The 517-nt window shown below is 74.1% G+C and carries 1 pseudogene; it reads left to right on the plus strand.

Annotation, left to right across the window (positions count from 1 at the left end):
- Positions 1 to 67 precede the first annotated feature (67 nt).
- Positions 68 to 517, plus strand: a pseudogene (locus I3F54_RS31945) (hypothetical protein); the annotation flags it as partial.

Consider the following 517-nt stretch of genomic DNA (forward strand, 5'->3'; position numbering starts at 1 on the left):
GCCCGCCACGGTCCCACAGTCGCGTCCGTCCGCCGTCACCAGCGACGGTCCCGGCCGCTCCCCCGCCGTGAACGACGGCACACACGCGCGGCAGGACGAAGCCGCACCCCGGGCGCCCCGCCCGCGTCCGGTCACCGAGAACGGGACGACCGACCCGCAGAACCGGCAGACGACACCACCGGTACCGCTCTCTGCCGAAGACGCGCAGCTGCCCGTCCTGCCGGACGTCCCCCACCACCAGCCCGGCATGCCACCGCACGCACAGGACCAGCCGAGCAAGGCCACGCCCGACGGCCACTCCTCCCAAGCCACGGACGACCCAATACGACAGCTCGACAGCCTGGTGGCACCCTCACACGACCCGGACCCGCTGCCCCAGGCACCGCCTCCACCGCGGACCCGACCGGTCCCGCCCGACGCCGAGATCAACCAGCGCACCACCGACCTCGACAGCGCCGCGCGCACCGCCGGGATACCCAAGGACCAGCGCGACGCCCACACCCGCGCCATTCAGGAG

It is taken from the genome of Streptomyces sp. MUM 2J (assembly GCF_022414535.1).
Lineage (GTDB): Bacteria > Actinomycetota > Actinomycetes > Streptomycetales > Streptomycetaceae > Streptomyces.